Raw genomic sequence first — 26,971 nt, 5'->3', positions numbered from 1 at the left:
GTGGGCTCGGAGATGTGTATAAGAGACAGATTGAAGGGGATCAGACGGTATACTACAGCAAACCGGAAATCGATCGCACACCGAAAATCACAAGCTTTTTAGCAGATGACTTCCGGACGATGACATTAAAAACGAATGCACCGTTGACGGAAGAAGACGTAAAGGCATTTACGTTTGAAGGCGTGACGAATCCAGCCGTGTCAGCAATCGATGCCAAAACGGTAAAAGTCGAAGTCACTTCAGATATCGATTTAGCAAAAGTCGTCCGAGCGTCTCATCCTGTTTTTGGAGAAGCAGTCCTTGAAGCGGGTAAAGTGCTCCGTTCGAAAGCATTCGACCAAAAGTATGCCTACGATGGAAAACTCGGTGTCGACTATCAAAAGTCAAACACGACGTTTAAAGTTTGGGCACCGACAGCACAAGCGGTCGAGCTCGAATTGTATCGCTTACCAAAGCAACAAGCTGCTACGACAAAAGATATCACGCGCGAAATCAAGATGGAACGAACGGATCGTGGTGTGTATCAAGTGACGGTCAAGGGCGATCTTGACGGTGTCGGATACACATACGAAGTCAAACATGCCAAAGAATCGACGCGTGCGGTTGATCCGTATGCGACAGCAGTCGCCGTCAATGGCGACCAAGGTGTCGTCGTCGACTTACGCGAGACGGATCCAAAACGCTGGACAAATGGAAAAATGCCACTTCGCCATGCGACAGATGCGATCATCTATGAATCACACGTCCGTGATTTATCGATGTTTGATGTGACGAACTCGGGTTACGATTCAGGTATCAAACAAAAAGGGAAGTATCTCGGCGTCATCGAGCCAGGTACACGTTTAACGAAGGATGGTAAAAAAACGAAGACGAAGACGGGACTTGATCATCTGAAGGAACTTGGCATCACGCACGTTCAGTTCATTCCAGTCTATGATTTCAACACAGCTTCCGTCGATGAGACGAACCCGCTTAAATCGTATAACTGGGGTTATGATCCAAAGAACTATAACGCACCAGAAGGATCGTATGCGACAAACCCCTATGATCCAAAAGTCCGAATCAAGGAAATGAAGCAGATGATTCAAGGGCTACATGACAATGGACTTCGTGCTGTCATGGATGTCGTCTACAACCACATGTTTGACGCAAAGGCATCAAACCTTGATAAAATCGTTCCTGGTTATTACTACCGTTATACAGAAGGCGGCGATTTAGCGAACGGAACGGGTGTCGGAAACGATACAGCGTCTGAGCGTCAAATGATGCACAAATTGATCGTTGATTCTGTCTCTTACTGGGCGAAAGAATACCACTGGGACGGATTCCGATTTGACTTAATGGGCATTCATGACGTCAAGACGATGAATGATGTCAAACAGGCGACAAAACGAATTGATCCGTCGATTCTCATATTCGGAGAAGGGTGGAGCCTTGGAACACCGCTTCCAGATTCAGAGAAGGCCAACCAAACGAATACAAAACAAATGCCAGGAATCGGACATTTCAATGACAACCTACGCGATGCGCTCAAAGGTAGCGTCTTCATCGATTCAGATGCTGGTTTCATTAACGGAGCAACGGGTCTTGAAACGCGCATCAAACGCGGAATCGTCGGAGAGATTGCTTATAACAAAGAGATTAAAGGATTTACGCAAGAACCAGATCAAGCGATCACTTACGTTGAAGCACATGATAACCATACGCTCTGGGATAAGTTGAACCTGACGAATCCGAAAGACAATGACGCAACGAAGACAAAGATGCATCGTTTGGCTTCAAGTATCTTGTTGACGTCTCAAGGAACAACGTTCATCCATGCAGGACAGGATTTCATGCGGACGAAGGGCGGCGACCATAACTCATATAAATCACCGGATTCTGTCAACCAGCTCGACTGGAAACGGAAGATGGACCGTCAACAAGACGTTGATTATATGACAGGATTGATCGAGTTACGCAAAAAGAATCCAGTACTTCATTTAGCAACAGCAAAAGACATTCGTCGTTACCTGACGTTTGAAGCAGCACCGGCTCAAGTCATCGCGTATCGACTAGATGATGCTGCGCCGAAACAAAAAGAGGATCTCTATGTCATTCACAATGCAAATCGAAAAGCAGTCGACATGAAGTTACCAAAAGGAAAATGGAAGCTGCTTGTAGACGGTAAACAAGCAGGAACCAAAGCAATCCGTAACGTATCAGGTACGGTTCGTGTCGAAGGACTTAGCTCATTCGTCTTATCAAAATAAGTGAACAGATAAAAAAGGACGTTCCGCAGTTGGCGGAACGTCCTTTTCGTCAGTCGAGAAACGTGCAATCAAGCGTAACGCTCATCCGTTTCTTCGTTCTCTTCTTCTTTCAGATTACCTTCTTCCGATTTCGAGACGATGACGGCACATGCTGCGTCACCAGTGATGTTGACGGCTGTCCGCATCATATCAAGAAGACGATCGACACCGATGATTAAAGCGATCCCTTCGACCGGTAGATTGACCGATTGAAGAACCATCGTCAACATGACGAGACCGACACCCGGTACACCGGCTGTTCCGACCGATGCAAGAACAGCTGTCAGGACGACCGTCGCAAGTTGACCTGGCGTCAAGTCAACAGCGTAGACTTGCGCGATGAAGACAGTCGCGACACCTTGCATGATTGCTGTTCCATCCATGTTGATCGTCGCACCAAGAGGCTGGACGAAACTTGAGACGGAACGCGGAACCTTCAACTCTTTTTGAGCCGTTTGCATCGCAACAGGGAGTGTTGCGTTCGACGAAGACGTCGAGAAAGCGAACAGCATGACAGGTGCGAACTTCTTAAAGAAGAAGAACGGGTTCATCTTCCCAAGAAGTGAAACAGTCGAACCATACGTCAATACGGAATGGACGAATAGTGACAAGATGACGACACCCATATAAAGTCCCATTGCTTTTAGCGAATCCCACCCTTGAGAACCGACGGCTGATGCGATCAAAGCAAATGCTCCAAGCGGTGCCATTTTCATGACGAGCGTGATCAAGTACGTCATTAAATCATTACCCTGCTCGATGAACGTCCGTAGTGTCGAGACTTTTTGACCGAGGAACGTGATCCCAAAACCGATAAAGACACTGAAGACGATGATTTGTAGCATATTTCCTTCCGCCATCGACGTGATCGGGTTCGTCGGGAACATACCAACGATTGTGTTGATTATGCTCGTATCTGGTAGATTTCCGTTATCATATTCCAGACCTTGCGTCTCGAAGTTACCAAACGTACCCGGTTTGATCAGTAATGACAAACCGAGAGCAATGACAATTGCGACAGCTGTCGTCGTCATGAAATAAGTGATGGCTTTACCACCAACACGACCAAGCTCTTTTGGATTTCCAAGTCCCATGACGCCAAGGGCGATTGAGAAGAAGACGATCGGTACGACGAGCATCTTAATTAAGTTCAGGAAGATCGTTCCGATGGGTTGTAAAGCATATTTATTCAATCCCTCATAAATCGACTTGTCCGGTAAGGAAGCGAGGACGATTCCGAGAATCACCCCGAGAATCAATCCCCAAATGATGCGCTTTGCTTCTTTCATAAGTAATGTCACACTCCTTTATTTGATAATTGTCTATATTTTGACACATCATCACCCTTTTTGACAAAACATTTTAAAAAATAGATGATAACGCTTACAAAAAAGTTTCTGGATTTTGATGCAGGAATGACTAGATTTTGTTGTCAAACGGATGCAACCATGAGAGGATAGATAAGAACAAAAAGGAACAGCGTAGGGTACAGAAAAGTCGCTAGAATCAACTGTTGACCAAATTGTATATTCCTACTATAATGTTGTATGACGTGTCTGACACGTTTCCTTTAGTCGGTAATATCGGAGGGAGGGAAAACTAGTGGAAACTCGTGTACGTAAAAATGAATCACTTGAAGACGCACTTCGTCGCTTCAAACGTGGTGTTTCAAAAGATGGTACGCTTGCAGAAGTTCGTAAACGTAAACACTACGAAAAGCCAAGTGTAAAACGTAAGCTTAAATCGGAGGCTGCGCGTAAGCGTAAGAAGTTCTAACGTTAGAGAGGGTGTATCCTCATGAGTCTTCAGGAGCGTTTGACAGCGGATATGAAAGAAGCCATGCGTCTACGTGAAAAAGATCGTCTTACGACGATTCGGATGGTGAAATCATCGCTGCAAAATGAAACGATCAAACTCGGTAAGCAAGAATTGACAGACGAGGAAGAATTAACAATTCTTTCACGTGAAATGAAGCAGCGCAACGACTCCCTCCGAGAATTCGAAAGCGCTGGTCGTCACGATCTCGTCGAGAAAATTCAAGCAGAGATTGTCGTGCTCGAAGCTTATATGCCAAAACAGCTTTCCGAGGAAGAAGTACAGGAAATCGTCGACGCAGCTATTGCGCAGACGGGTGCCTCTGCTCCTTCAGATATGGGGAAAGTAATGGGTATCGTCATGCCACAGCTTAAAGGCAAGGCAGACGGTGCGTTAATTAATCGACTCGTCAAACAACGGCTCGCTTAATACATGAAAAAGGTGTCCTTCGGGGCACCTTTTTTGTCGTTCCTGTCACAATTAAAAGTTTCTTAATGAATTCAGAATAGTCATGAAACCTTTTTGTTTTGAAAGCGTATATAATTATAGTAACGAATCAAAGTGCAAAAGAAGCAGCTTCTGACACGAATGAAAAGGGGTGAACGTACGCATGACGTTTAGCTTAGGAATGATTTTGGCGGTCTTCATGATTGGGGTCCTCATGTTACTGGTCGAAATATTCGTCACAGGGTTCGGAATCTTTGGAGTCCTCGGAATCGGTGCGGTCCTTGCTAGTCTGATCATGGCAGGCGCTACAGTTGGTCAAGTAGGTATCGCAATCGGACTTGCTGTATTTCTATCGCTTGCGGCCGGATACTGGGCGTATCGCAGAATTAAATCAAATCAGTCGTTACTATGGCGCGGTTTGATTTTGACGGATTCGACATCGTCTGAAAAAGGCTATCTCTCCCATCAAGACAAAGTACAACTGTTAGGACAAGAAGGAGTCAGTTTGACGCCTCTTCGTCCATCAGGAACGATTGAAATCGATGGGAATCGAATTGATGCCGTAACGGAAGGGACCTTCATTCAAGCGGGGGAAACAATCGTCGTAAAAGAAGTGACGCATGGACGCGTCATTGTTAGAGTCCAACATACGAAGGAGGAGTCCCACACATGACACCTGAACTATTGACCGTATTACTCATATCTGGAGGAATTTTAATTTTCCTCGCCATCTTCTTCACGCTCGTTCCGATCCCACTTTGGATCAGCTCGCTCGCAGCAGGCGTACGTGTATCGATCTTTACATTAGTCGGGATGCGACTACGTCGAGTGACACCATCTAAAATCGTCAATCCGTTGATTAAGGCAGTTAAAGCGGGATTGAACTTGAATACGAATCAACTGGAAAGTCACTTCCTTGCCGGTGGTAACGTTGACCGCGTCGTCAATGCCTTGATTGCAGCACACCGTGCGAATATCGAGTTGAGCTTCGAACGCGCAGCAGCGATTGATCTTGCTGGTCGTAACGTTCTGGAAGCTGTTCAAATGTCGGTTAACCCGAAAGTCATCGAAACACCATTTATCGCCGGTGTGGCAATGAACGGGATTGAAGTAAAAGCGAAAGCCCGGATCACGGTACGTGCGAACATTGATCGTCTCGTCGGTGGTGCTGGGGAAGAAACGGTCATCGCACGTGTTGGTGAGGGTGTCATCTCAACCATTGGTTCGTGTAATGACCAAAAAGAAGTACTTGAGAATCCAGAGATGATCTCACGGACGGTTCTTGCGAAAGGACTCGATTCGGGTACGGCGTTCGAGATTCTCTCGATTGATATCGCGGACATTGATATCGGGAAAAATATCGGTGCGGTTCTGCAGACGGATCAAGCAGAAGCAGATAAGAACATTGCGCAAGCAAAAGCGGAAGAACGTCGCGCAATGGCGATTGCAAGTGAACAAGAGATGAAATCACGTGTTGAAGAGATGCGTGCGAAGGTTGTCGCTGCTGAAGCGGAAGTGCCGCTTGCGATCGCTGAAGCGATGCGTGACGGTAACTTTGGCGTCATGGATTATGCAAACTACTTGAACGTGACGGCAGATACGAAAATGCGTCAAGCAATCGGTGGGCAATCATCACCAAATGACTCACAATAAAGGGTGAGACGGTATGGATATCATATGGGTCGGATTGATGATCGCATTCGGTGTCATCTCCGTCATCTCAAAAGCAGCGGATAAAAAACCGAAGCAGACGAACCGGACACCTTCAAAGGAGTTCGGCGACTATGTGAAACAAATAACCGAACAGGTCGATACGGCGCGACAAGAGATGGTACCTCCACCTGTCGTTCGTAAAAAAGCACCCGCGAAGAAACAACCGGGGGTAACGCAAACAAAAGCGCGACCCGTTCATGAACGAACGGAATTGCAACAACGTTTGGACCAGCGTCAGAAACAACATTCGAAAAAAGGGATGTCCTCTTCGACGATCGGTGAAATCAAAGATAGCGTCGCAGACGGTGCTATTGGAACGTCGAGTCGTTCAGCATCAGCGACGAGACTCTCACAGGATGAAATGCGTCGTGCCATCGTCTGGAGTGAGGTTCTGGGTGCACCCGTTTCAAAACGAAAACGATGATGATTAGACAGTGAGTCGATCCTACGAAACGCGTAGGATCGACTCTTTTTATTTCCCAAAAGGTGGGAACGGGTTTTTCTTTCCATCTTTTCGGCGGAAGTGCTAAAGTGGAAGAGATTAGATATGAAGCGATGACAACTTGTTATCCATGACTAGGAGGCCATTCACAACGTGATATTCAACGAAAGAATCCCATTTGCATTTTCGAATTCAGAACAGATTCAAGCATTCGTCGGTCCGAATGATGCAGTCTTACGTACGATGGAAGCAGAACTTGACGTTCAGCTTACGCATCGAGGAGATGAGCTGTTGGCACAATCCGAACAGGAGCAGTCTGTAATCTTAGCAGGACAGGTCGTAGGCGTCTTGAAACAACTTGTGAATCGTGGAGCTGTTTTGACGGAGCGTGACGCGACGAGCGCCATTCAACTGGCACGTCAAGATCGGGTGGATGAACTACTGGAACTTTACGATACGGTCATTCATACGAATCATAAAGGAAAACCACTTCGTGCAAAGACACTCGGTCAAGCACGTTACGTTCGGGGAATCGACCGCTGTGATTTGACATTTGGTATTGGACCAGCGGGAACCGGAAAAACGTATCTTGCTGTCGTGATGGCGGCAAAAGCGTTAAAGGAAGGTCACGTCAAACGACTTGTCCTGACGCGTCCAGCAGTAGAAGCAGGAGAAAATCTAGGATTCCTTCCAGGGGATCTGAAAGAAAAAGTCGATCCCTATCTACGTCCTCTATACGATGCGCTACATGACGTACTTGGTGTCGAACATACGGCTCGTCTGCTTGAGCGTGGCGTCATCGAGATCGCGCCGCTCGCTTACATGCGTGGACGGACACTTGAACATGCCTTCGTCATTCTTGATGAAGCGCAAAATACGACACGTGAACAAATGAAGATGTTCTTGACGCGTCTCGGATTCCATTCGAAGATGATCGTCACAGGCGATTTGACACAAGTCGATCTTCCGCGAGGAAAAACGTCTGGTCTACAAGAAGCGTTACATTTGCTCGGCAATGTCAAAGGGATTCATTTTGAGCACTTTGGCTCAGCGGATGTCGTGCGTCACCCACTTGTCCGAAAAATCGTTGATGCTTATAGTCAGGATTTGACCTAAGCCGTTACGAAAATAGATGGAAAAGGGGGAGATGATATGCGCAAGGTTGGGGTCTGGGTCGGGCTTTTGACAGTAGTATTCTATCTCGTCGTATCGACGATGATGTATGTCAGTGTTCGGCCAGAAGCCTTGTCCGCAGAACCATTCTCAATTGCAGAAGAAGATATCCGGTCACCCTTGACGATGGAGGACCGGGTTGCAACAAATCAAATCAAGGAAAATTCGGTTGCTGCAATCGAGAGTCAGTATACGATCAAACAAGAGTATGCAGCACAACAAATTGATAAAGTCGAACAACTTTTTGCGAGTTTGTCTGGTATCAAAAAAACAAATGAGATCGGTAAAATCAAACAGCGTCTGCGTGGAACGGAGGCGGCAACTCTTTTGAAGGATGATGAGTTACGCTTGCTTGTGACGTCGACGACAGCACTACGGAATACGACACGTGACGTCGTCATCACCGCGATTGAAGAAGCGATGCGTCAACGTATCTCGTCTGATGGTGGTGAAGTAGCGGAGGCACGTGAGAATGCGCGAACGGATATTGAACGTTCGCCACTGTCCTTTTCACTAAAAGCAGTCGCTAAAGCGATGACCGATCAACTGATCGTGACGAACTACGTCTATGATCCGGAAAAGACGGAACAGCTTCGTAAGCAGACGAGTGATAAAGTTGAACCAGTCATCATTTCAGAAGGCGAAGTGATCGTTAAACGAGGCGAAGTGATTTCACAAGATGCCTATCGTCAGCTACAATTAGTCGGCTTGATTTCTGATCGACAGTCGTTGAAACCGTTACTCGGGGCGATGCTTGTCAGTGCGTTGATGACTGCCTTTTTATTTGGATTCATTCACCGTTCAAAACTGCGATACGCTCAAATGGGGCGGATTCGATTATTCGGGCTTGTCTACCTCGTCGTCAGTCTACAATTACTCGTCATGTATGGTATGGCGTTCTTAGCAGACGACATCAATCCAGCATTTTACTTACTCACGCCGACCGCTTTTGCTGCGCTCGTCTTGCGCAATTTATTGAACGAACGGATTGCATTATCGAGTTCTCTGTTTACGGCGCTTGCCGGAACGTTCTTCTATAGTACGAACCAGAACTTCAGCTTCAATATCGCAATCTATTTATTGGTCGGTGGTTTAGTCGCAACGTTTTTCCTGCGCTCTAGTTTGTCACGACGTCGTATTTTCATGAGCAGTGTTTCGATTGCCGGAGCAAACATCGCGATTTTCTTAGCATTCGTCCTGTTACGAAGTGGAACGTTCGAACTACGAGAAACGCTGATTTTAGTTGGTTTTGCGATTGCGAGCGGTATCTTGAGTGCCGTCCTAGCAATTGGACTATTGCCGTTTCTTGAAATGACGTTCGGTATTTTAGCACCGACCCGTCTACTCGAACTGTTGAACCCGACGCATCCGTTACTCAAAAAATTATTAGTTGAAGCACCGGGAACGTACCATCACAGTATGATGGTTGCGAATCTAGCAGAAACAGCCTGTGAAGCAATCGGAGCAGATGGCTTGCTTGCACGAGTCGGCGCCTACTATCATGATTTAGGGAAAACGAGACGACCGCTTTATTTCATTGAGAACCAGCATGGACGCAATCCCCATGATCGATTGACACCGGAAGAGTCGGCACGTGTCATCTTGGCACATACCGAGGATGGTGTTGAATTACTCGAAGAAGCAAAACTGCCTGCAGCGATCATCGATATTTGCCGCCAGCATCATGGAACCTCTCTGCTGAGATACTTTTATGTCAAGGCAGCAGAACAAGGTGAGGTCGATGAGGAGACGTTCCGTTACACGGGTCCGAAACCACAAACTCGTGAAGCGGCGGTCATCATGATCGTTGACTCGATTGAAGCGGCAGTTCGTTCGATGAAAGCTCCTTCAGAAGAAGGAATTCGGGACTTGGTCGCGAAAATCATTCGTGAAAAGATGATGGATGATCAATTTGCGGAATGTGACATTACGACACGTGAGATTTATCGCGTTGGTGAAAGTGCGTGTCATACCTTATCCGGTTTGTTCCATGAACGAATCGAGTATCCAGAATTAAAGAAAGAGGCAACGACATGAATATTTATATGACAGACGAAAATAATCGTCTAACGGAAGAACAACGACAGCTTGTCGAATCGATTTTGATTTACACGGCGGAACAAGAAGAAGTCGATTCAAATAGTGAGTTGTCCGTGACTTTCGTCTCAAACGATGAGATTCAAGAAATCAATCGTGAATGGCGTGGAAAGGATCAGGCGACAGACGTCATTTCCTTTGCGATGGAAGAACTAGGAGAAGATGAAATCGATTTTGGATTGCTCGAAGACGAACCAATCGTCCTCGGCGATTTGATCATTTCCGTAGAACGGTGTCGTGAACAAGCGGCAGAGTATGGGAATCATTTTGAGAGAGAGCTCGGTTTCCTCGCTGTCCATGGTTTTCTCCATTTACTCGGATACGATCACATTGAAAAAGCAGATGAGGAAGTCATGACGAAGCGACAGGAGGAAATCCTGCATCACTTCGAGTTATATCGGGGCACATTGTGAAAAGCTGGTGGCAACCCTTTCGACATGCCATGAACGGATTGCGCCAATCGATTCGAGAAGAACGGCATATGAAAGTTCACGTGACAGTTGGTGCCATCGTGTTGCTTGTCGCCTTTCTATTACCCTTGACGTCTGTCGAGCGAGCGATCCTCTTCTTGACGGTCGGGATCGTCATCAGTGCCGAGATGTTCAATACAGCGTTTGAGCGCGTCGTTGATCTCGTGACGCAGGAATGGCATCCACTGGCAAAAGCAGTCAAGGATATTGCAAGTGGAGCTGTTCTTGTGTTGGCGCTTACATCTATTGCAATTGCACTATGCATCTTCATCCCATATTTGGTACAATAAGAATCCGGCCTTTTTGGCCAATATCGTTCCTAAGAAGGGGATACTCACATGAAAACAGAACAATTACTCGAACAAGCTAAACGTGCACGCGAAAAAGCGTATGTTCCATATTCGAAATTCCAAGTCGGTGCTGCTCTACTAACAAAAGACGGACAAGTCTTCCATGGTTGCAATATTGAAAACGCTGCATATGGTCTTTGTAACTGTGCAGAACGGACAGCAATCTTCTCTGCGTGGGCACAGGATGCGCGCGAGTATGCAGCGATGGCTGTCGTTGCGGACACAGAAGGACCGGTCGCACCATGTGGACAATGCCGCCAAGTGCTATCAGAGATGTGTGACGCAGATATGCCAATCTATTTGACGAACCTTAAAGGGGATGTCACAGAAACAACAGTGGGCGCCCTCTTACCAGGAGCATTCACGAAAGGGGATTTACATGTTTAAAGAAGGATTCAAATCGGGCTTTGTCTCGATCATCGGACGCCCGAACGTCGGAAAATCGACATTCCTCAACCGTGTCATCGGACAAAAGATTGCCATCATGTCTGATAAGCCACAAACGACGCGAAATAAAATCCAAGGTGTCTATACGACAGAAGACGTTCAGACGATTTTCATCGATACACCAGGGATTCATAAACCAAAACATAAACTCGGTGACTTCATGATGAAGGTCGCAACGAACGCATTGCGTGAAGTTGATGCGATTTTGTTCATGGTCAACGTGACAGAACCAAAAGGAAAAGGCGACGATTTCATCATTGAAAAATTGAAGGAACTCGATACACCCATCATTCTCGTCATGAATAAGGTCGATTTGATTCATCCGAATGATATTCCGCCAATCATCGAGTCATATAAAAATGAGCTCGAGTTTGCGGCAGTCGTTCCGATCTCTGCGCTTCAAGGTAACAACGTCGGACCGTTACTTGAAGAAATCGCGAAGATCTTACCAGAAGGACCGATGTATTATCCGGCGGATCAAGTCACTGACCACCCGGAGCGTTTCATCATCTCAGAGATGATTCGTGAGAAAGTCTTGCAGAAGACACGCGACGAAGTACCACACTCGATCGCAGTCGCGATTGATCAAATCAAGACGCGTGAGAATGGAAACATGGTCGATGTCCATGCGACGATCTTGATCGAGCGCGATTCCCAAAAAGGAATCATCATCGGTAAACGCGGAGCACTTCTAAAAGAAATCGGCTCTGAAGCACGAACGGACATCGAGATGTTACTCGGAACGAAAGTTTACCTGAACTTGTGGGTCAAAGTCCAAAAGGATTGGCGTAACAAGGCCGGTCAATTGCGTGAACTTGGCTTCCGCGATGACGAGTATTAAGCGATGATCGATAAGGCGGAAGGGCTTGTACTACGAACGGTCGTATACGGTGAATCGAATAAGATCGTCACGCTACTGACACGTGAATACGGCAAGCTCGCCGTCATGGCGCGAGGAGCGAAGAAGCCGGGTAGTCGTTTCAACGCGGCAAGCCAGCCTTTCGTTCGAGCCGTCTATATCTATCCACGGTCACGTGGTCTCGGTCAGTTGAAATCAGCAGACGTCATCACGAGCCACGCGCATATCCGGCAAGATGTCGTCTTGATGGCGTATGCGATGTATCTACTGGAGCTGGCAGATAAAGCGCTTGATGAACGAGTGCCGCAACCGGCACTCTATGATTTGTTCGTCGAAGGACTGGAGGCGATGGATGAAGGACTTGATCCCGACGTCGTCTCTTTCATCATCGAGTTGCGCCTGTTGCGTCATCTAGGGATTGCGCCGCACTTGAATGGCTGTACGATTTGCGGGAGTGCTGAAGCACCGTTTGCTTTTTCGTTACACCATGGTGGGTTATTGTGTCGCCGGCACCGTCATGAGGATGAACATGCGGTCTTTATGTCAGAAGCAGTCGCGAAGATGCTCTATGTGTTTTCCGTCTATGATTTCTCGCGGATCGGTACCGTGACGGTGAAGCCGGAAACGAAGCGTCTACTGCGTCAAATCATGGATGCTTATATGGAACGCTACAGCGGGTTACGTCTACGTTCAAAACGTGTCCTCGACCAGTTGATTGATTTCGGCAACGATTGACAGCAACAAGCGGGTTCGGTAGAATAAATGCGGTAGAAGCAACTAAATGAACACGATGACGAAAAGGAGTACCGTCTTTTTCTCAATCAAGCGATTCCAGGGTGGTGTGAGCTGGAAGTGAGAGGGGCGCGAATGGCGTTTCGGAGTGTTCTTTGTCAAAAAGAGTGGCATGCGATGCATGCAAGTAGGGTGGAACCGCGGGCTCGTCTCGTCCCTATGTGCAACGATTGTTGTACATAGGGGCGTTTTTTGCGTTCCTTAATCATTTCGGAGGTGAAAGTCGTGAAGATGACAGTACAAGACATGATCTTGACATTACAAAAATTTTGGGCAGAACAAGGCTGCTTGACGATGCAAGCATACGACGTAGAAAAAGGAGCCGGTACGATGAATCCGATGACGTTCTTACGGAGTCTCGGACCAGAACCATGGAACGTTTGTTATACAGAACCATCACGCCGTCCGGCTGACGGTCGTTACGGGGAAAACCCGAACCGTCTGTATCAACACCATCAATTCCAAGTCATCATGAAACCATCACCTGACAACATTCAGGAATTGTACTTACAAAGTCTCGAGTTGCTTGGTATCAACCCACTCGAACATGATATTCGTTTCGTAGAGGATAACTGGGAGAACCCGACGTTCGGTGCTGCAGGTCTCGGCTGGGAAGTATGGCTGAACGGGATGGAAATCACACAATTCACGTACTTCCAACAAGTCGGTGGAATCGAGTGTAATCCGATTGCAGTAGAGATCACGTACGGAATCGAGCGTCTCGCTTCGTACATCCAAGACGTCGAGAGTGTCTTTGATCTCGTTTGGACAGATGGCTTCAAATACGGTGATATCTTCTATCAACCGGAGTTCGAACATTCGAAGTATACGTTTGAAACATCAGATGTCGCCTTACTCTTCACGTTGTTCGATCAATATGAAAAAGAAGCGAATCGCGCCTTGGACGAGAACCTCGTTTTCCCAGCGTATGATTACATCTTGAAATGTTCACATACCTTTAACCTTCTCGACGCGAAGGGGGCGATTTCCGTCACGGAACGTACAGGATTCATCCATCGTGTCCGGAACATGTCGCGCCGTTGTGCGCAAAGTTTCATCGAAGAACGGGAACGTCTTGGCTTCCCATTGATCAAGTCGAAAGCAGGTGAGTCACATGCATGAATTATTACTTGAAATCGGTTTAGAAGAGATGCCGGCTCGATTCGTCCTTCAATCCGAAACACAACTCAAGGAACGCGTGACGCGTTTCCTTGAAGAAGCTCGGATTGAGTTCACAAGCGTCGAATCCTTCTCGACACCACGTCGTCTTGCAGTGTATGTCAAAGGTCTCGCAGCACGTCAAAGTGACCTCGAAGAGACATTAAAAGGACCAGCAAAACGTATCGCGATGGACGAAGCAGGGAACTGGACGAAAGCAGCCGAAGGGTTTGCGCGTGGTAAAGGGTTAACGACGGACGATCTCTTCCTTGGAGAAGAAAAAGGAGTCGAGTATCTCTATGCGACACGTAAGGAAGTCGGACAAGCGACAGCCGATCTACTTCCTGGACTAAAACAAGTCGTCGAAGCGATGACATTCCCGAAAAACATGCGTTGGAGCACACAATCGTTACGTTACATGCGTCCAATTCGTTGGTTGATTGCCCTGCTTGACGATCAAGTCATCCCGTTTGAAGTCGCATCCGTCGAAACGGGTCGGACATCACGTGGACATCGTTTCCTCGGGCAGGACATCACGATCCTGCGTCCGAACGCTTATGTTGAAGCGCTCGCAGGAGAAAACGTCATCGTCAGTTATGAAGCACGTCGTCAATTGATCGAAGAACAAATCGCAGCGCTTGCGGCACGCGAACAATTCGAAGTGCCGATCGATGCGTCTTTACTTGAAGAAGTCACGAACCTCGTCGAGTATCCGACAGCCTTGTTCGGTGCATTCGATGAAGCGTATCTTGAGTTACCAGAAGAAGTCTTGATCACGACGATGAAAGAACACCAACGTTACTTCCCGGTCAAACGTGACGGTGCGTTGCTCCACTATTTCGTCACGGTACGAAACGGAAACGCAACACATCTTGAAAACGTCGCACGCGGAAACGAAAAAGTCATCCGTGCCCGTTTAGCCGATGCGCAGTTCTTCTATGAAGAAGATAAAAAAGCAGATATCGATGAACAGGCGAAACGTCTTGATAAAATCGTCTTCCATGAAAAATTAGGAACGACAGGCGAAAAAGTCCGTCGCGTCCGTCAGATGGCACTCGCACTTGCAGATCGTGTCGGTGCAGACAAAACACGTGTCGAACGTGCAGGACAGATCTATAAATTCGACCTCGTCAGTCAAATGGTCTATGAATTCACAGAATTGCAAGGTCTGATGGGTGAGCGGTATGCGAACATGAAGAATGAGGATCCGGAAGTCGCGGCTGCGATTCGTGAACATTACATGCCACGCTTCGCGGGGGATGCAAGTCCGGAAACACCGACAGGAACACTCTATGCGATTCTCGATAAGATGGACAGCGTCGCTGGATTCTTTGGTGTCGGTATGATTCCAAGTGGATCAGCGGATCCGTACGCATTGCGTCGTCAAGCACAAGGGATTGTTCAGATTTTATCAGATCGCAAGTTGAATCTGACATTGACTGAATTGATTGCCTTCGTCGTTTCAGAACAGGTGGCAGCAGGTCTTTACGCGAAGGATGCCGAAGAAGTCCAATCTGCATTACAAGACTTCTTTGCACAACGCTTGAAATACCGTCTATCGGAAATGAACTTCCGTCATGATGTCGTCGAAGCCGCTCTTGATCATACGTTGACAGTCGAAGCGAATGAGCAACGTGCTGCAATGCTTGAAAGTGCGACGAAAAAAGAATCGTTCAAGAAAACGGTCGAACAACTCAGCCGTGTCTTAAACATCTCGAAAAAAGCAGAAGACGTCACAACTGTTAATCCAGCGCTCTTTGAAAATGATGCGGAACGCGCGTTGCATGAGGCGATTGAGAAGACCTTACCAGAGGTTGATCAAGCAATCGCGTCACTTGATTATGAACGAGCGCTTGAGGCACTTGATGCAACCGTTCCGTCGATTACAGCCTACTTCGACGGTACGATGATCATGACGGACGACGAAACAGTCCGTACGAACCGTCTTAGCGAAATGAAACGATTTGCGCAAGCCATCGAATCAGTCGCCCGGTTCAATGCACTTACTTTAGCGTAAAGAAAAAGGACGGATGAGCCGATGAAGTTAAATGAACGGCAAAAAAAGATACTCCAAATCGTCAAAGAGAATGGTCCGATCACGGGAGAGCAGATTGCTTCTGCACTCTCCCTGACACGGGCGACATTACGACCCGATTTGTCGATTTTAACGATGACCGGCATGCTAGAAGCGCGTCCACGTGTCGGCTATATGTACGTTGGAAAGAAAAATGCGTCCATGCTTCATGAGAAACTCGACACCTTGACCGTCGGCGAATTCATGTCGTCGGCAAAGGTCATTCATGAAGGGATGACCGTATACGATGCGATCGTTCACTTATTCCTTGAAGATGTGGGTTCGCTGTTCGTCGTCAGTAAGGACCATGCGTTAGTCGGTGTGTTGTCACGTAAGGATTTTCTACGTGCGGCAATCGGTAATCAAGAATTAGATACGTTACCGGTCAACATCATCATGACACGGATGCCGAATTTGACGGTCTGTGAAAAATCGGAAACGTTGATTGGTGCCGGCATGAAACTGATCGAAAAGCAGATTGATTCAATGCCAGTCGTCGAAGAGGAGAACGGCGTCTTGAAAGTCGTGGGTCGAATGACGAAGACGAACATGACGAAAGTGTTGGTCGCTTTAGCACGTGATGAAGAAATTTAAGGAGGGTTCCTGATGCGTCAACGGATTTATGTCGTGAGTGACTCTGTCGGAGAGACGTGTGAACTCGTCGTCCGCGCAGCTGCAATCCAATTCCCGGAACAAGCCATCGAAACGGTCCGCATTCCGTTCGTCGATGATGATCAAGTTATTTATGACTTGGTTCTTCATGCGAAAGAAGAACAAGCGACAATCGCTTTCACGATCGTTCATGCGACCCATCGTCGTCTGCTTGCAGACACAGCTCGCGCTCACGGTGTTAAAGCGATTGATCTACTTGGTCCATTGCTTGACACGATGGAAGATCGCTTGCAGATGCAACCGAAGGAAGAGCCAGGGTTAATCTATCGCCTAGATGAGGAGTATTTCCGAAAAATCGAAGCGGTTGAATTTGCTGTCAAGTATGACGATGGACGTGATCCAAAAGGTATCAAACGTGCGGATATCGTCTTGATCGGGGTGTCGCGTACATCAAAGACACCACTTTCGCAGTATCTGGCTTTGAAGCGATATAAAGTAGCGAACGTACCACTCGTACCTGAATCGATCCCGCCAGCGGAGCTATTCGATATTCCAAAAGAAAAATGTTTTGGACTACTCATCTCACCGGAAAAGTTGATCGACATCCGAATGGAACGCCTGCGTTCATTAGGACTCAAACCAGAAGCAGCATACGCGCAGATGGACCGAATCAACCGGGAACTCGAATACGCACGGAATTTATACGAACGAATCGGTTGCCAAGTCATCGACGTGACGAATAAAGCAGTCGAGGAAACGGCAAACCTGATTTTGACCGGAATTTCCGGGAAGGCGCATGACTAGTCAAGCAGTCAGGAACATAGTATACTTGTTTAGCTGATAAATGAGATAATGCCCTTTTTCTAATGAAACGGAACGAGTCATCGTTCCGTTTCATTGCGGGTATGGTCATGTAAGGATAAGTTCTCAAGGAAAGGGGAGAGGACGGAATGAAGCGAATTCCTGATGAAATCGTCGATCAGGTCCGCCAAGCAACGGACATCGTCGAATTGATTTCAGAACGTGTAGAATTAAAAAAACAAGGGAATCGATATTCAGGGCTTTGCCCGTTTCATTCTGAGAAATCACCTTCCTTTTCTGTTTCTCCTGATAAAGGGATGTACTACTGTTTTGGATGTGGTGCAGGTGGAAACGCAATCACTTTCGTCATGGAAACAGAAGGAATGAGTTTCAAGGAAGCCGTCTCTAAATTAGCTGATCGAAGCGATGTCACACTTCCGGAACTGGAGCCGGATCGATTCGAACAATCGGAATCGACACCCGAACAGGAAAAGAAGTTCCGGATGCGCGAGGCACATCGGATCGTCACCGAGTTGTATCATGAGGTGTTGATTCAAACGGAAGCAGGCGACGCGGGACGAATCTATTTAGAGAATCGTGGTATCCGTGAAGGTGCGATGCGTGAGTTCCGACTCGGGTATGCACCGGATCAAGATCGTTTTACAGTGGATTCCTTGGCACGACGTGGGTTTGATTTAGATGAGATGGTCGAAGCGGGATTGATTTCAATCGGACGCGATGGCGATTATCGAGATCGATTCAACGGTCGAGTCGTATTTCCTATCTCCGATCGTGATGGCACGATCGTCGGATTTAGTGGACGTTCGATTGATGGTCGTGATCCGAAGTATGTCAATACAGCGGAAACACCTTTGTTCAATAAAAGTGAACTGTTATTCGGATTCGCTCAAGCACGAGGAGCGATGCGCAAAATCAAACAAGTCGTCCTCGTTGAAGGGAATCTTGATGTTGTGCGTGTCGCTCAAGCGGGTATACCTTATACGGTAGCCTCTTTAGGAACAGCCTTAACACCGGTTCATGCCCAAAACCTAGCACGTATCGTCGATGAAGTCATTATTTGTTATGACGGAGACAAGGCAGGACGCGCTGCGACGTTAAAAGCCCTACAGTTGCTTGAAGCCGTTGCCGTCGACTGTTCCGTCATCCGTTTACCGGATGGCGAAGACCCGGATTCCTTCATTGGAAATCAGGGCGAAGAGACGTTTTTACACTGGATTGAACAAGAACGGGTTTCAAGTCTTGAATTCAAATCTTTTTATTTTCGACAAGGAAAAAACTTGCGATTAGAAGGAGAACGCGTTCGATATATTGAAACTATGCTTGAAGAGATTGGTCGAACATCCAATCCGTTGTTACGGGACATTTATTTAGGAAAACTTTCTGAGGAATTTAAACTCTCGAAAGACTCCTTGATCGCACAAGTGCGTCCAACCGTCCAACAACCGAAGAGAGAACAAATCGTTTCCGATCGCCCAGCTGCTCTACCGACAGCACCTCCTGACCGAACTTTCGCGAACTGGAAAAAGGCAGAACGCTTCTTGCTTGCCTACATGATCCGTTCAGAAGAAGTATGTCTTGAAGTGCGAGAGCAACTAGGTGTCCAATTCAATGATCCGGCACACCAATTGATTGCCGGCAAGCTATATGAATTTTACGGAGCAGGTACGCAAGGAAGTCCTGATCGTTTTTTGACGATGTTGCACGACGCCTCTTTGCAACGAATCGTAGCGGATTTAGAGTTCATGCTAATGCCTGAATATGATCCTGATTTGCTCAGTCACTACATTCGTGCCGTCCAAAATGAACAGCAACGTCGGTTGTTAGAAGAAGAAAAGTCACGATTGAATCAACAAACAGATATCCGTGCTCAAGCGGAGCTGATGCAGGCGATCATAGAACGGAAGCGTCGTTTAAAAGATCGATGACCTGCTGCATGATGTGGAAGGAGTGTATGGTTCGATGGCAGAAAAAGCAAGATCAGAAGCTGAATTACTCCGTCTCGCGAAAGAGGAACTCATCGCGCTCGGACATAAAAATGGTGAATTGTCACACCAAAAGATCGAAGACAAACTAAGTTCGTTCGAATCAATGGATGCTCAGCAATTCGAGGAATTCCTTCAATTGCTTGAAACAGAAGGTATCAAGGTCAACAATGACGGTACAGGGGACGAAAAAGAAGAGGCGGATCTAAACGATTTGTCTGTTCCTCCTGGTGTCAAGATCAATGACCCTGTCCGGATGTATTTAAAAGAAATTGGTCGCGTTGATTTGTTAAATGCAGAAGATGAAGTCGAACTTGCTAAACGAATCGAACAAAACGATGAAGAAGCAAAAAAACGATTGGCGGAAGCAAACTTACGTCTCGTCGTTTCGATTGCGAAGCGTTATGTCGGACGCGGTATGTTGTTCCTTGATTTGATTCAAGAAGGCAACATGGGTCTGATCAAAGCGGTCGAGAAATTCGACTATACGAAGGGATATAAATTCTCGACGTATGCAACATGGTGGATTCGTCAGGCAATCACACGTGCGATTGCTGACCAAGCGCGGACAATCCGAATTCCGGTTCACATGGTTGAGACGATCAATAAATTGATTCGTGTCCAGCGTCAACTCTTGCAAGATCTCGGACGTGAACCATCACCGGAAGAGATTTCGAAAGAGATGGAAATCACGCCAGAAAAAGTCCGTGAAATCCTGAAGATTGCGCAAGAGCCGGTTTCTCTTGAAACTCCAATCGGGGAAGAGGACGATTCACATCTCGGAGATTTCATCGAGGACCAAGATGCGACGGCACCACAAGATGCTGCAGCATACGAACTCTTGAAAGAACAACTCGAAGATGTGTTAGATACACTGACGGATCGTGAAGAAAACGTCCTTCGTCTTCGTTTTGGTCTTGACGATGGTCGGACACGGACACTTGAAGAAGTCGGGAAAGTATTTGGCGTTACACGTGAACGAATTCGTCAAATCGAAGCAAAAGCACTTCGGAAATTACGTCATCCGAGTCGTTCGAAACGCCTGAAAGATTTCCTCGATTAATTCAAAGTGTGAAGAATATATGAAATTTTAGTGGGAAGGAAGAAAAAAGTTTCGTTTTTTTCTTCCTTCCCTGTTTTTTTTACAGTAGAATAGTAACGGGGAATACCATTCAGTCACCAACTTGGTTGGGTATAGAATATGGGGGGAATCCAAATGCGTAATCCATTAGTACCGTTCGCGGCGATCGCAGTCATCGCCATCATCGCTATGATTTCATTGTCTTACTTTGGGGTCGATCAGGTGAAGGAAGCTCGCAAAGGGCCGTCAACTGCAGAAATGAAGCCAGAAGACTTGTTTGCATCTAAAGGATGTACAGGATGTCACGGTGGAAACTTAGAAGGCGGAACAGGTCCGAACTTAACAAAGATCGGTGCGAAGCTGAAAGAAGATGAAATTAAGAACATCGCAATGAACGGTAAAGGGCAAATGCCTGGCGGTCTTGCGAATGACGAAGAAGCAGCTGTTCTAGCCAAATGGTTAGCTGCTAAGAAATAAGAACAAGGGCATCTATCTCGTTACGAGATGGATGTTTTTTTGTGGTGTATGGTATCTTTTTTAGCGTAAATCCGCTATTTTTAAAAGAGAGTTTTTCGGAAAATAGGAAGGATGAAGATGATGCAAATGAACGTCGTATTGGATCAACGACTCCAAAAAGTCGTGTCGTATATTCCACAAGGAGCTATCCTCGCAGATATTGGATCAGATCATGCATTCGTACCATGTTTTTGTATCCAGCAACAGAAAATTGAACGCGCGATCGCGGGAGAGGTAAACGAAGGACCGATGGAAGCGGCAAAAGGACAAGTGGCGCTTGTCGGGCTCGAGTCACAAATCGATGTCCGCCTTGGAAGTGGACTATCGGTTTTAAAGCCGGGCGAAGCAACAGCGATTACGATTGCAGGAATGGGCGGAACACTGATTGCCTCAATCCTTGAAGAAGGCAAAGATCGGCTGTCGGGGGAGGAACGTTTGATCCTTCAACCAAATGTTGATGCAGTTGATGTTCGGAAGTGGTTGCTGACGAATTCATATGCGTTATTGTCTGAAGCCATCGTCGAGGAGAACGGAAAGATCTATGAAATTCTCGTTGCAGAACGTGGAGATGAAACACTGTACTCAGAGGACGAAACAACACGTCAGTGGGAATTGTTCTTTGGACCACAGTTAATGCGGGAACGTGCACCAGAATTCATTGAAAAATGGCAGATTGAAAAACAAAAGCGAGAGTATATCCTAGCTCAGATGAAACAAGGACAAGCAACGGAGGTTTTATCTGAAAAAATCGAAGCCATCGAACGATTGATTCAAAAGATGGAAGAGGTGACGAACTAATGGCGAATGGGAACCATGTCATTGAGCAGTTTGAAGCATTTGCTCCGAAAAAATTTGCACTCGAAGGTGATCCGATTGGTCTACAAATCGGAACATTGAACAAGGACGTCAAACGTGTGCTCGTGACGCTTGATGTCTTGGAGTCTGTCGTCGATGAAGCGATTGAAAAGAAGGTCGATCTCATCATCGCGCATCATCCACCGATTTTTAGTAAATTAGCAAATGTGACGGATCGTTCTGCAACAGGACGGATCGTCACAAAATGTATCAAACACGATATTGCGGTGTATGCTGCACATACGAACCTTGACGTAACACCAGGCGGGGTCAATGACTGGATGGCAGATGCGCTTGGTCTTGAGTCTTGTGAAGTACTAGCACCGACGTTTGAAAACACGCAATATAAACTAAGTGTCTATGTACCGACCGAGGCTGTAGAGCGCGTTTCAACAGCCCTTGCACAAGCGGGAGCAGGAAAAGAAGGAGACTACAGTGATTGTCAATTCCACGTCGATGGAACAGGTCAATTCCGACCGTTGACGGAAGCTACCCCGTATATCGGTGAAGCAGGGCGACTCGAACGCGTTTCAGAAGTCCGAATCGAAACGATCGTTACGGAACTGAATCAGAAACAAGTCATTCGAGCGATGAAACAGGCTCATCCATATGAGGAAGTCGCCTATGATCTCATTCGCCAAGAACGCCCGGCAACATCACTTGGTCTTGGACGGATTGGTCGGTTACCGGAAGCAATGACGTTACGAGAATTTGCAGAACATGTTCGCGATGCGTTTGGTGTACAAAACTTACGCTTCGTCGGAGACGAATCGCGCCATATCCAAAAAGTAGCGGTCCTTGGTGGTGACGGCAATAAGTACGTCTCGACTGCAGCATTTGCAGGAGCAGATGTCCTTGTGACAGGAGATCTCTATTTCCATGTAGCGCATGATGCGATGGCACTTGGACTAGCAGTCGTCGATCCGGGACATCATGTGGAGTCGGTCATGAAAGAAGGCGTCGTCAACGAATTAAGCAAACGATTCAAAGAGAAGAAGATAGATGTGGAACTCATCGTCTCGACAGCCAATACGAATCCCTTTCATTTTTTGTGATATGTAAAGTAAAAAATGAGATAAAACACCGGACGGCGATGATTCGCTGTCCGGTGTTTGTTATTACTTCTATCATATTCAGGTTAAAGGATTTTTACTTTTGGTAAAATCCGTCGTAGTTCAAGGAATGGTGTCTTGTCATGTGTACTGATGTCTGATGGATCATATTGCTGTAAGAAATCAATGACCTTTTTCGTGATTGGTGTTGGTGTTGATGCACCTGATGTGACACCAACTTGCTGTACACCTTTAAGCCATGATAGATCGAGTTCTGTTAAATCACCAATCCGATGCGCTGGAGTTCCTGCGATATCGAATGATACTTGTGCCAATCGGTTCGAGTTGTTCGAACGTGGATCACCGACGACGATGACAAGGTCACAATCTCCTGCTTGATCAGCCACCGCTTCTTGCCGGACTTGTGTTGCGTTACAGATTTCATTGTGTACTTCTACATGCGGATACTTTTTACGCACGTGTTCCATCAAAGCTTGGACATCCCATTGGCTCATCGTCGTCTGATTCGTGACGATGATTTTTTTATGAGCGAGCTGAGGCGGGAGTTCATCGATATCTTCGACTTTTTCGATGAGGTGCACATGCTCTGGTGCTACACCGACTGCACCTTCAGGTTCCGGGTGTCCATGTTTGCCGACGTAGATGACTTCATAATCATCCGCGACGACTTGTCGAATCAAATCGTGTGTACGCGTCACGTCAGGACATGTTGCATCGACGACGTGCAGATTTTTTTCGGCGGCGCGTGCATAAACAGCAGGCGAAATACCATGCGCTGTAAAAATGACAGTTCCTTCTTGAATCGTCTCAAGTGCTTCGAGGCGATCGGGACCATCGACTGTGATGACACCCATACTTTCGAATTCACGTGTGACATGAGCATTGTGAACGATCATACCAAGAATATGAATCGGGCGTGGCAAGTCTTTATTCAATGCCGCTTGTTGTGCAAGTTTCATTGCATCGACGACACCGTAACAATAGCCGCGGGGGCTGATTTTTTTTACTAGCATAGTTGTAGATTCTCCCTTTGTGAAAAAGAATGATTAGTTAGAGTGTACCATTGTTTAGACGGGAATGAAAATAGAGGAGTCTGTTTCAGAAACAGAACATGGTATACTAATGAAGTTGCAATTATTTAATAAGGGGGCGAAAGGGTGGAGTCTAAGAAAATGATGCGGTCGTATTTTTTTCAAATCACCGCCATCTTATTCATCCTGTTATGTCTTGTCATTTCAGCGCTTGCCTTTACTGCGGATCGAGTCACGATTTCACGAGTCGAACAGCAAACGGAAAAGCAGAGTGAGAAAAGTGTCGAAGTTTCTGGAAACGCGATCCGTGATAACATTGGGAATTTACATGAGGAAATCATGAGTTTGCAGTTAAACGTCGAAAATCCTGATAAGCTAAGTCGAAAAATTGAAGAATCAAATCTTCTTGATATTGATACTGGATTTAAAAGTCTTTTTTATTTTGACAGAAAGACGAAACAGATTACTTGGTTCTCAAGTGAAGATCGTCGCGTACCAGATAGTACGATAGTAAAGGATGATGATTTTCTACAAACTCTGACAAGTACGGATTTTCATATGAGTAAGCTGTACTCAATGGAATCAGATGCCGTCACATATATGTTCGTGCCAGTTCGAGATGGTAACGAACGTGTAGGTGTGTTTGGTGGTGGACTAAGTGCGATGAATTCAATCATTTTCCGGAAATCATTAGAATCTTTTGATGATCAAACGATTGCCTATTTATTTAATAGTAAAAAAGAATTGCTAGCAACGTCGAGTAATCTTGTGACAGACGAAGAACGACTATTGTCGAGAAGTGTGATCGATCGTGCATTTCAATCCGTCGAACCATCTGAAATCTTTAGTACGAATCAAGATATGTATTACTTTGCAAAAGATTTAAAGGTGACGGATTGGAAAATTCTCGTTCGAACGCCGCGAAACGTTTTTTATGAACCTGTCTACACGACACGGCAGCAGTATTTGATCATCGCCGCTTTGACGCTCGTCCTTAGTCTGATTGTTGGCTATTTAATGTCACGACAATTGACATCTCCTTTACTTGAGCTTGTTCATAAAATTGAGAAAAGTAGTTCCCCGAAACCGATCGTCCTTGAACGTGTCGGATCAAACGAAGTGAAGACATTGGTCGCTGCTTATAATGAATACTCACAGCGAATGGAACATGCGCGACTTGAGCAGTTAAGTCAACAGCAAACCATGTTGCAGCAAGAGAAGCTAGCGTCACTTGGTCAATTAGCGGCGGGCATTGCTCATGAGATACGTAATCCATTAACACCAGTCAAAATGACCTTACAGTTATTAGCCGCAGAAAAGGATCGAGATACAGAGATGTTGATGTTAGCTTTATCTGAGCTTGATCGAGCGAACGGCATGATTCAGACGATGCTTGATTTATCCAAAGGCGAGAACAATGCGCTTCAAAAAACGACGATTGATATGAATGATTTAATGAAGAAGCTGACATATATCTTAGAAGCGGAAGCTCATCTTTACGAAGCGGATTGTAAAATTTATACACCTTCCTTTATGCCAAAGATTCATGCATCAGAAGAGGGGATTTTGCAGATTTTAGCAAACTGTGTTCGAAATGCCCTTCAAGCTGTCGCGTTTAAAGGGCCAGATGGGATTTGTCATTTGCATGTGCATATCTATCCGGAAGAGGTTGTCTTCATCATCCAAGATAATGGTGTCGGAATGGACGGTGATCAGATTGATCATGTTGGTCAAGCATTCAAGACGTCAAAAGTGGATGGAAATGGTCTTGGACTGTTCATGTCAAAACAAATCGTACGCGATCACAAAGGGAAGATGATTTTTGACAGTAAACCTGGAGTTGGCACAACGATTCAAGTTCACTTACCTCGAAAGGAGCAAACGGAATGAAATTCAATAAAGCGTGGCTATTCGTCTTAGTCATTTGGATATCATCCGTTCTTCTTATATCCAATATGTTCGTGAATACGGATTCGAATCCGCGTCGTCATCTCATCGGTTTTACGATCGTCAATGATAAACATGAATTTGCGCAGCGGCTCGTTGATGCGTTCAAGACACAAGCGAAACTGAATAAATATGAAGCAGTCGTCGCGACGTCGCATAATTCACGCATTAATGAAAGAGAGCAGATTGAAGAATTCATTCGAATGAAAGTGGATGCAATTTTCGTTACCACACTCGACGATGTTTACATCGCTGAATCTTTAGAAAAAGCTGCCAAAGAAGATATCCCTGTTTTTGCGATCGATCGATTGATTCGCTCCGATGCAGTCGTCAGTTCGATTACCTCAAATAATCAATTGATTGGTGAACAACTTGCATCATTCATCAAACACGAACGCATCAAGCAGACGGGACGAGCCACCGCTAATATCATTGAAGTCGCAGGTACGGCAAACGTCAACACGACGAATGAACGACACCGGGGATTTTTGACTGGTCTTGAGCGGGAGTCGGATCTGAAAATCGTCGAATCCGTGAATGGAGATTACGACCCCGTCACTTCAGAACAGGTCATGACACAGGTGATTGAGTCGGGAATTCCGTTTGATGCAGTCTATTGTCACAATGACGATATCGCGCTAGGTGTCCTCGAAGCATTGAAAAAAGCAGGGATCAAAGGAAAAATAATTGTCGGCATAGACGGGAATCGTGCTATATTAGAAGCTGTTGACATGAAATCGATGGATGCGACGGTCGTCCAGAGTGCTGATGAGATGATGAAAGTCGCCTTCAGTGCATTGAAGCTTCATACGAAAAACAAAAAGATTCCAACTCGTTTTTATACGTACTCCTATCTGTATGACGGTAGTAGACCCATAACCATGTTGAACTAATCGAGAGGCAGAAGCCTCAGCAAATAAGGAA

General features: G+C 46.2%; 26 protein-coding genes. 24 read left to right on the top strand and 2 right to left on the bottom strand.

Features of this window, described 5'->3' with window-relative positions; genetic code table 11:
* On the top strand, positions 1-2,252 hold a 2,252-nt coding region (gene pulA / locus F8N00_RS00315), incomplete at its 5' end, for a type I pullulanase (RefSeq protein WP_421017592.1).
* A gap of 68 nt (positions 2,253-2,320) precedes the next feature.
* Here the strand turns inward: pulA and F8N00_RS00310 are convergent.
* A complete protein-coding gene (locus F8N00_RS00310; protein ID WP_050678369.1) occupies positions 2,321-3,580 on the bottom strand; it encodes a dicarboxylate/amino acid:cation symporter in 1,260 nt (419 codons plus the stop codon).
* 313 nt (positions 3,581-3,893) lie between these two features.
* Between F8N00_RS00310 and rpsU the strand changes: the two genes are divergently transcribed.
* From rpsU to F8N00_RS00205, 21 genes are all read left to right on the top strand, one after another.
* Complete coding sequence (rpsU, locus tag F8N00_RS00305; RefSeq protein ID WP_012369719.1) at positions 3,894-4,067, top strand: 30S ribosomal protein S21; 174 nt, start codon at positions 3,894-3,896, stop codon at positions 4,065-4,067.
* A gap of 21 nt (positions 4,068-4,088) precedes the next feature.
* A complete protein-coding gene (locus tag F8N00_RS00300; RefSeq protein ID WP_023467485.1) occupies positions 4,089-4,535 on the top strand; it encodes a GatB/YqeY domain-containing protein in 447 nt (148 codons plus the stop codon).
* A 181-nt stretch (positions 4,536-4,716) separates the two neighbouring features.
* Complete coding sequence (locus tag F8N00_RS00295) at positions 4,717-5,226, top strand: NfeD family protein (protein ID WP_023467487.1); 510 nt, start codon at positions 4,717-4,719, stop codon at positions 5,224-5,226.
* Positions 5,223-6,206, top strand: a complete 984-nt coding sequence (gene floA, locus F8N00_RS00290) for a flotillin-like protein FloA (RefSeq protein ID WP_023467489.1) — start codon at positions 5,223-5,225, stop codon at positions 6,204-6,206. Before F8N00_RS00295 ends, floA begins: the two co-directional genes overlap by 4 nt.
* Before the next feature lie 13 nt (positions 6,207-6,219).
* Positions 6,220-6,690 carry a hypothetical protein gene (locus F8N00_RS00285; protein WP_023467490.1) on the top strand — a complete coding sequence of 157 codons (471 nt, stop codon included), beginning with the start codon at positions 6,220-6,222 and terminating at the stop codon, positions 6,688-6,690.
* A gap of 171 nt (positions 6,691-6,861) precedes the next feature.
* The gene (locus F8N00_RS00280; protein ID WP_023467492.1) at positions 6,862-7,824 is read left to right on the top strand and encodes a PhoH family protein; all 963 of its coding nucleotides are present in this window, start codon (positions 6,862-6,864) and stop codon (positions 7,822-7,824) included.
* A gap of 36 nt (positions 7,825-7,860) precedes the next feature.
* On the top strand, positions 7,861-9,918 hold the full coding sequence (locus F8N00_RS00275) for an HD family phosphohydrolase (RefSeq protein WP_421017591.1): 2,058 nt from the start codon (positions 7,861-7,863) through the stop codon (positions 9,916-9,918).
* On the top strand, positions 9,915-10,391 hold the full coding sequence (gene ybeY, locus F8N00_RS00270) for an rRNA maturation RNase YbeY (protein ID WP_029341033.1): 477 nt from the start codon (positions 9,915-9,917) through the stop codon (positions 10,389-10,391). Before F8N00_RS00275 ends, ybeY begins: the two co-directional genes overlap by 4 nt.
* Positions 10,388-10,738, top strand: coding sequence for a diacylglycerol kinase (locus F8N00_RS00265; RefSeq protein WP_058265082.1), 351 nt, complete (start codon positions 10,388-10,390; stop codon positions 10,736-10,738). Before ybeY ends, F8N00_RS00265 begins: the two co-directional genes overlap by 4 nt.
* A 48-nt stretch (positions 10,739-10,786) precedes the next feature.
* Complete coding sequence (locus F8N00_RS00260) at positions 10,787-11,185, top strand: cytidine deaminase (protein WP_023467498.1); 399 nt, start codon at positions 10,787-10,789, stop codon at positions 11,183-11,185.
* Complete coding sequence (gene era, locus F8N00_RS00255; protein ID WP_023467500.1) at positions 11,178-12,086, top strand: GTPase Era; 909 nt, start codon at positions 11,178-11,180, stop codon at positions 12,084-12,086. Before F8N00_RS00260 ends, era begins: the two co-directional genes overlap by 8 nt.
* Positions 12,087-12,089: 3 nt before the next feature.
* A complete protein-coding gene (gene recO, locus F8N00_RS00250) occupies positions 12,090-12,839 on the top strand; it encodes a DNA repair protein RecO (RefSeq protein WP_023467502.1) in 750 nt (249 codons plus the stop codon).
* Between the two features lie 288 nt (positions 12,840-13,127).
* Complete coding sequence (gene glyQ, locus F8N00_RS00245) at positions 13,128-14,018, top strand: glycine--tRNA ligase subunit alpha (RefSeq protein ID WP_029341034.1); 891 nt, start codon at positions 13,128-13,130, stop codon at positions 14,016-14,018.
* Entirely contained in the window at positions 14,011-16,071 is a 2,061-nt protein-coding gene (gene glyS / locus F8N00_RS00240; protein WP_421017590.1) for a glycine--tRNA ligase subunit beta, read from the top strand. Before glyQ ends, glyS begins: the two co-directional genes overlap by 8 nt.
* A gap of 21 nt (positions 16,072-16,092) precedes the next feature.
* Positions 16,093-16,722 (top strand): helix-turn-helix transcriptional regulator, encoded by a 630-nt coding sequence (locus F8N00_RS00235; RefSeq protein WP_023467507.1) that lies wholly within the window; start codon positions 16,093-16,095, stop codon positions 16,720-16,722.
* 12 nt (positions 16,723-16,734) lie between these two features.
* Entirely contained in the window at positions 16,735-17,544 is an 810-nt protein-coding gene (locus F8N00_RS00230; protein ID WP_047396410.1) for a pyruvate, water dikinase regulatory protein, read from the top strand.
* A gap of 146 nt (positions 17,545-17,690) precedes the next feature.
* Positions 17,691-19,487 carry a DNA primase gene (gene dnaG / locus F8N00_RS00225; protein WP_023467510.1) on the top strand — a complete coding sequence of 599 codons (1,797 nt, stop codon included), beginning with the start codon at positions 17,691-17,693 and terminating at the stop codon, positions 19,485-19,487.
* A gap of 34 nt (positions 19,488-19,521) precedes the next feature.
* Positions 19,522-20,607 carry an RNA polymerase sigma factor RpoD gene (gene rpoD, locus F8N00_RS00220; protein ID WP_023467512.1) on the top strand — a complete coding sequence of 362 codons (1,086 nt, stop codon included), beginning with the start codon at positions 19,522-19,524 and terminating at the stop codon, positions 20,605-20,607.
* 153 nt (positions 20,608-20,760) lie between these two features.
* Positions 20,761-21,102: a cytochrome c550 gene (cccA, locus tag F8N00_RS00215; RefSeq protein ID WP_023467513.1), complete on the top strand. Its 342-nt coding sequence runs from the start codon at positions 20,761-20,763 to the stop codon at positions 21,100-21,102.
* A 117-nt stretch (positions 21,103-21,219) separates the two neighbouring features.
* Positions 21,220-21,939: a tRNA (adenine(22)-N(1))-methyltransferase gene (locus F8N00_RS00210; protein ID WP_326937793.1), complete on the top strand. Its 720-nt coding sequence runs from the start codon at positions 21,220-21,222 to the stop codon at positions 21,937-21,939.
* Entirely contained in the window at positions 21,939-23,051 is a 1,113-nt protein-coding gene (locus F8N00_RS00205; protein ID WP_058712882.1) for a Nif3-like dinuclear metal center hexameric protein, read from the top strand. The genes F8N00_RS00210 and F8N00_RS00205 overlap by 1 nt, the downstream gene beginning before the upstream one ends.
* An 83-nt stretch (positions 23,052-23,134) precedes the next feature.
* Here F8N00_RS00205 and F8N00_RS00200 read toward each other — a convergent pair whose 3' ends face one another.
* Positions 23,135-24,082: a 4-hydroxy-3-methylbut-2-enyl diphosphate reductase gene (locus tag F8N00_RS00200; RefSeq protein WP_023467517.1), complete on the bottom strand. Its 948-nt coding sequence runs from the start codon at positions 24,080-24,082 to the stop codon at positions 23,135-23,137.
* A 144-nt stretch (positions 24,083-24,226) separates the two neighbouring features.
* Between F8N00_RS00200 and F8N00_RS00195 the strand changes: the two genes are divergently transcribed.
* Both F8N00_RS00195 and F8N00_RS00190 read left to right on the top strand, forming a co-directional pair.
* A complete protein-coding gene (locus F8N00_RS00195) occupies positions 24,227-25,990 on the top strand; it encodes an ATP-binding protein (RefSeq protein ID WP_421017589.1) in 1,764 nt (587 codons plus the stop codon).
* Positions 25,987-26,940: a sugar ABC transporter substrate-binding protein gene (locus tag F8N00_RS00190; protein ID WP_035398353.1), complete on the top strand. Its 954-nt coding sequence runs from the start codon at positions 25,987-25,989 to the stop codon at positions 26,938-26,940. The genes F8N00_RS00195 and F8N00_RS00190 overlap by 4 nt, the downstream gene beginning before the upstream one ends.
* Positions 26,941-26,971 lie beyond the last annotated feature (31 nt).

Source organism: Exiguobacterium sp. A1_3_1, assembly GCF_048985645.1.
Taxonomy (GTDB): Bacteria; Bacillota; Bacilli; order Exiguobacteriales; family Exiguobacteriaceae; genus Exiguobacterium_A; species Exiguobacterium_A indicum.
Note: the sequence above shows the minus strand (reverse complement) of the source record. Positions and strands in the feature narration are given on the sequence as shown.

Coding starts and splice junctions, on each gene's coding strand:
- F8N00_RS00260 (WP_023467498.1), top strand. CDS start 10,787: ATGAAAACAGAACAATTACTCGAACAAGCTAAACGTGCACGCGAAAAA.
- dnaG (WP_023467510.1), top strand. CDS start 17,691: ATGAAGCGAATTCCTGATGAAATCGTCGATCAGGTCCGCCAAGCAACG.
- rpoD (WP_023467512.1), top strand. CDS start 19,522: ATGGCAGAAAAAGCAAGATCAGAAGCTGAATTACTCCGTCTCGCGAAA.
- F8N00_RS00235 (WP_023467507.1), top strand. CDS start 16,093: ATGAAGTTAAATGAACGGCAAAAAAAGATACTCCAAATCGTCAAAGAG.
- F8N00_RS00300 (WP_023467485.1), top strand. CDS start 4,089: ATGAGTCTTCAGGAGCGTTTGACAGCGGATATGAAAGAAGCCATGCGT.
- F8N00_RS00310 (WP_050678369.1), bottom strand. CDS start 3,580: ATGAAAGAAGCAAAGCGCATCATTTGGGGATTGATTCTCGGGGTGATT.
- F8N00_RS00230 (WP_047396410.1), top strand. CDS start 16,735: ATGCGTCAACGGATTTATGTCGTGAGTGACTCTGTCGGAGAGACGTGT.
- floA (WP_023467489.1), top strand. CDS start 5,223: ATGACACCTGAACTATTGACCGTATTACTCATATCTGGAGGAATTTTA.
- era (WP_023467500.1), top strand. CDS start 11,178: ATGTTTAAAGAAGGATTCAAATCGGGCTTTGTCTCGATCATCGGACGC.
- F8N00_RS00285 (WP_023467490.1), top strand. CDS start 6,220: ATGGATATCATATGGGTCGGATTGATGATCGCATTCGGTGTCATCTCC.
- F8N00_RS00275 (WP_421017591.1), top strand. CDS start 7,861: ATGCGCAAGGTTGGGGTCTGGGTCGGGCTTTTGACAGTAGTATTCTAT.
- glyQ (WP_029341034.1), top strand. CDS start 13,128: ATGACAGTACAAGACATGATCTTGACATTACAAAAATTTTGGGCAGAA.
- F8N00_RS00295 (WP_023467487.1), top strand. CDS start 4,717: ATGACGTTTAGCTTAGGAATGATTTTGGCGGTCTTCATGATTGGGGTC.
- ybeY (WP_029341033.1), top strand. CDS start 9,915: ATGAATATTTATATGACAGACGAAAATAATCGTCTAACGGAAGAACAA.
- F8N00_RS00200 (WP_023467517.1), bottom strand. CDS start 24,082: ATGCTAGTAAAAAAAATCAGCCCCCGCGGCTATTGTTACGGTGTCGTC.
- F8N00_RS00205 (WP_058712882.1), top strand. CDS start 21,939: ATGGCGAATGGGAACCATGTCATTGAGCAGTTTGAAGCATTTGCTCCG.
- recO (WP_023467502.1), top strand. CDS start 12,090: ATGATCGATAAGGCGGAAGGGCTTGTACTACGAACGGTCGTATACGGT.
- F8N00_RS00210 (WP_326937793.1), top strand. CDS start 21,220: ATGATGCAAATGAACGTCGTATTGGATCAACGACTCCAAAAAGTCGTG.
- F8N00_RS00190 (WP_035398353.1), top strand. CDS start 25,987: ATGAAATTCAATAAAGCGTGGCTATTCGTCTTAGTCATTTGGATATCA.
- glyS (WP_421017590.1), top strand. CDS start 14,011: ATGCATGAATTATTACTTGAAATCGGTTTAGAAGAGATGCCGGCTCGA.
- cccA (WP_023467513.1), top strand. CDS start 20,761: ATGCGTAATCCATTAGTACCGTTCGCGGCGATCGCAGTCATCGCCATC.